Genomic DNA, 3,954 nt, shown 5'->3' with positions numbered 1-3,954 from the left:
CCTCCCCTACGGGGGAGGGGGAGCCTGACGATTATTTAGAGAGAAATGAACATTTAAAAAGCTAAAAACGCTCACGCCTACTCGGCTCCCACTCTCCCGCAGGGGAGGGGGCCGGGGGGTGGGGCTGCCCGACCATGACCCACTACCTGAAAATCCTGCTCCTAACGCTAACCCTGCCCGCCCTGGCCCAGGCCCAGCGCGTGCTCCCGCTCGACTCGGTCCTGCGCGCCGTCGAAAGCCGCAACCCGGCGCTGCGCCAGTACGGCTACCGCGCGCAGGCCAAGGATGCCGCCGTGGCCGGGGCCAACACCTGGGAAGCCCCCAAGGTGAGCGCCGGCTACTGGATGACGCCCTACAACCAGCGCCCCATCAGGGAAATGAACAACGGCCAGGGCATGGGCATGCAGATGGTATCGGTAGAGCAACCGCTGCCCAACCCCGCCAAGCAGCGCGCCAAGCGCGCCTACCTGGCCGGCCAGGCCGCCGTGGAGCAAGCCGGCCAGGCGGCCTCGTTCAACGAGCTACGCGCCCAGGCCCGCACCCTGTACTATAGCCGCGTAATTTTGGAGAAGAAGCTTAACGTGCTGGATGAGAGCTCAGTGCTGCTCGACTTTCTGCTGAAGATAGCCCAGGCGCGCTACCCGTATAACCAGACCTCGCTGGCGAGCATTTACCAGGTGCAGGCGCGGGTGGCTATGCACAGCAACGACCACGCGGTGCTCTACGGCCAGCTGCGCCAGAACACCATCGCCCTCAACACGTTGATGGCCCGCGACCCCGCCACCGAGTTTGCCGTGGACACCCTGCTGCCCGCCCTGCCCCCCACCAACCAGCCGCCCGACACCGCCGACCTGGCCCGCCGCCGCAGCGACGTGCGCGGCCTCAACCAGGCGCTGGCCGTGGTGCGCCTCAACCAGGCGGTGGAAACCAGCCGCCGCCGGCCCGACTTTGGGGTGCGCTACGACCACATGCGGGGCATCGGCAGCACGCCCAACCAGTTCACGGTCATGGGCATGGTCACGATTCCGATGGTGCCCTGGGCCGCCCGCGAGTACCGGGCCAATACCGCCGCGCTCGGCTACGAGGCCCAGGCCGTGCGCCAGCAGCGCGCCAGCCTGCTCAACGACGCGGCCGGCCGCCTCAGCACCCTGCAATCGGACATCACCACCAAGCGCGAGCAGGTCGAAAACTACGAGAAGGGCATCCTGCCCGCCCTGCGCAAAAGCTACCAGGTAACGCTGCTGGCCTACCAGCAAAACACCGCCCAGCTGCCCGCCGTGGTCGAAGCCCTCAACACCTGGCTCCTCACCCGCCTGCAATACCTCGATACCCAGAATGAATTCCTCACCCTCACCGTGCGCCATGCCCAGGAACTTGAGCAATAAGCCTTTGCGCCGCCTCTGGCTGGGGACAATGGCGGTAGCAATGCTGCTGCTGGCCGGCTGCCACGGCCAGGCCCACGGCCCCGCCAACGTGGCCGTCACGCCCCCGGTTGCCACCAGCGCGGCCATGCAGTACACCTGCCCCATGCACCCCCAGATAGTGCGCGAAGCCCCCGGCAGCTGCCCCATCTGCGGCATGGACCTGGTGCCCAAAGCCACCGGCGCGGGCGGCGCGCCCGCCGTGGCCGACCTCACCAGCGTGAGCCAGGCGCCCAACGCCGCCGTGCTATCGGCCGTGGCCACGGTGCGCCCCGCCGCCGCGGGCACGGGCGCCGATACCCTCACTCTGCCCGGCGTGGTGGCGTATGACCCGCGCCGCAGCCGCGCCGTGGCTGCGCGCTTCGGCGGGCGCATCGAGCGGCTGCTGGTGCGCTACAACTACCAGCCCGTGCGCCAGGGCCAGCTGCTGCTGGAGCTCTACAGCCCCGAGCTGGTTACGGCCGAGCAGGAGCTGATTTTCCTGCTGGAAAACGACGCGGCGAATACCGCGCTCCTGGCCGGCGCGCGCCAGAAGCTGCGTCTTTTAGGCTTGACTGACGGCCAATTGCGCGGCTTGGCCCGCACCCGCCAGCCCAGCTACCGGGTGGCCATTTTCAGCCCCTACGACGGCTACGTGGTCGAAACCGCCGTGGCCAACGCGCCCGCACCGGCCGCGCCCGCCGAAGCCTCCCCCGATGCGGCCGATGGCATGGGCGGCAGCGCCACGGGCGGCGGCGCGGCTACCCCGGCCGCGCCCACCCAGCTCTCCCTCACCGAAGGCACTTACGTAACCACCGGCCAAGCCTTGTTTCAGGTAATAAATACCGACCAGGTGTGGGGTGTTTTCCAGCCCACCCCGCCCGAGCTGGCCCGGCTGCACCCCGGCCAGGCGCTGCGCGTGGTGGCCGAGGGCACTGCCCTGCCACCCATCACGGCCCGCCTCGATTTGGTAGAGCCCGAGTTTCGGGCCGGGGCCAGCGTGGTGGCCGTGCGCGTGTATCTGGCTAATAGCAAGGGGCTTTTGCGGCGCGGCCAGCGCCTCACGGGGCAACTGGTAGCCGGGGCCGCGTCCACAATGACTGGCACCTTCTGGCTGCCCCGCGCCGCGGTGGTGGACCTGGGCACGCGGCAAGTGGCGTTTGTGCGGCGCGGCGGCACGTTTGTGCCGCTGCCCGTGCAGGTAGGCGAGCGCACCGCCAGCCTGGTGCACGTCCTCGGCGGCCTCGCCGGCACCGAGGACGTGGCCGCCAATGGCCAGTATTTAATTGACAGCGAAGGGTTTACTCAAACCGCCGTCCCTACCGTTTCTGCTCATGACTAACGCGAAGCTCTTCCGCCGGCCCCGGTGCCAGCCGCGCCGCCGCGGGTGGCTGCTCCTGCTGCTGGCGCTGCCCCTGCTGCTGGGCACCCCCGCCTGCCAGCAAACCAAGCCCGAGGCGGCGGCCAGCGCCACCCCCGGCGTGGCCTACTACACCTGCTCCATGCACCCGCAAATTCACGCGGAGGCCCCCGGCAGCTGCCCCATCTGCCACATGGATTTAATCGCGGTGCCGGCCAAGCCGGTGGCCGCCGCACCTGCCTCGGCCAAGCCAGCCGCCGCCGTGTACACTTGTCCCATGCACGCGCAGGTGCATGAAAATGAGCCCGGTAGCTGCCCCATCTGCGGCATGGATTTGGTCAAAACCTCGGCCCGCCCCGCTGCCCAAAAGATGACGCCCGCCGAAATGGCCGCCATGCCCGGCGCAAACCCCGCCAGCACCGACCTCGTGCTCACGGCCCAGCAAGTTGAGCTGGGCAATATTCAAACCCAAGTTATTGATAATAAAGAGTTTAATAACCAAGAAGGAGCTACCAACCCAGCCCCCCAATCGGTACTCACGGGCACCGTCACGGCCGATGCTCAGCGCACGGCCAGCGTGAGCAGCCGCGTGGCCGGCCGCGTCGACCGCCTCTACGTGCGCCAAACCGGGCAGGTATTGCGCCAGGGCGCGCCGCTGTTTTCGGTGTACAGCGAGGAGCTGCAAAGCTTGCAGCGCGAGTACGTGCTGGCCCTGGCCCAGGACCAGCTGGTGGCCGGGCCCACCTACCGCCACTTTGCCGAGGCCACGGCCCAAAAGCTGCGGCTGCTGGGCGTATCGGCCGGGCAGCTGCGGCAATTGGCGGCCAACGGCCAGCCGAGTCCGCTGGTTACCTACTACAGCCCGCGCACGGGTACCGTGCAGTCGCTCAGCGTGGTGCAGGGCCAGTACGTAGCCGAGGGTACGCCCCTGCTCACCCTCACCGACCTGGGCCGCGTGTGGGTCGAGGCCCAGCTCTACCCCGCCGAGGCCGGACGGCTGCCGCTGGGCACATCGGTGGCCGTGCAGGTGGCGGGCCAGGCCCAACCGCTGCGCGGTAAGGTGGTGTTTCTCAGCCCCGAGCTGAGCGGCAGCAGCCAGGTGGCGCTGGCCCGCATCGAGCTACCCAACCCCGGCGGCCGCCTGCGGCCCGGCGCCCAGGCCAACGTGCTGCTACCAGCCGCGCCCGCCCACCC

Annotated in this window: 3 protein-coding genes; all 3 read left to right on the top strand. The window is 68.9% G+C overall.

The window, feature by feature from the left end; translation table 11 throughout:
• Positions 1–134: 134 nt before the first annotated feature.
• On the top strand, positions 135–1,385 hold the full coding sequence (locus tag QMK33_RS23170) for a TolC family protein (RefSeq protein WP_283567004.1): 1,251 nt from the start codon (positions 135–137) through the stop codon (positions 1,383–1,385).
• The gene (locus QMK33_RS23165) at positions 1,363–2,742 is read left to right on the top strand and encodes a heavy metal-binding domain-containing protein (RefSeq protein ID WP_283567003.1); all 1,380 of its coding nucleotides are present in this window, start codon (positions 1,363–1,365) and stop codon (positions 2,740–2,742) included. The genes QMK33_RS23170 and QMK33_RS23165 overlap by 23 nt, the downstream gene beginning before the upstream one ends.
• Positions 2,735–3,954: heavy metal-binding domain-containing protein (locus QMK33_RS23160; protein ID WP_283567002.1), on the top strand; the 1,220-nt coding region annotated here is incomplete at its 3' end. The genes QMK33_RS23165 and QMK33_RS23160, both read left to right, overlap by 8 nt.

Origin of the sequence: Hymenobacter sp. H14-R3 (genome assembly GCF_030063445.1) — a bacterium.
Lineage (GTDB): Bacteria > Bacteroidota > Bacteroidia > Cytophagales > Hymenobacteraceae > Hymenobacter.
This window is presented reverse-complemented; position numbering and strand designations above follow the sequence as displayed.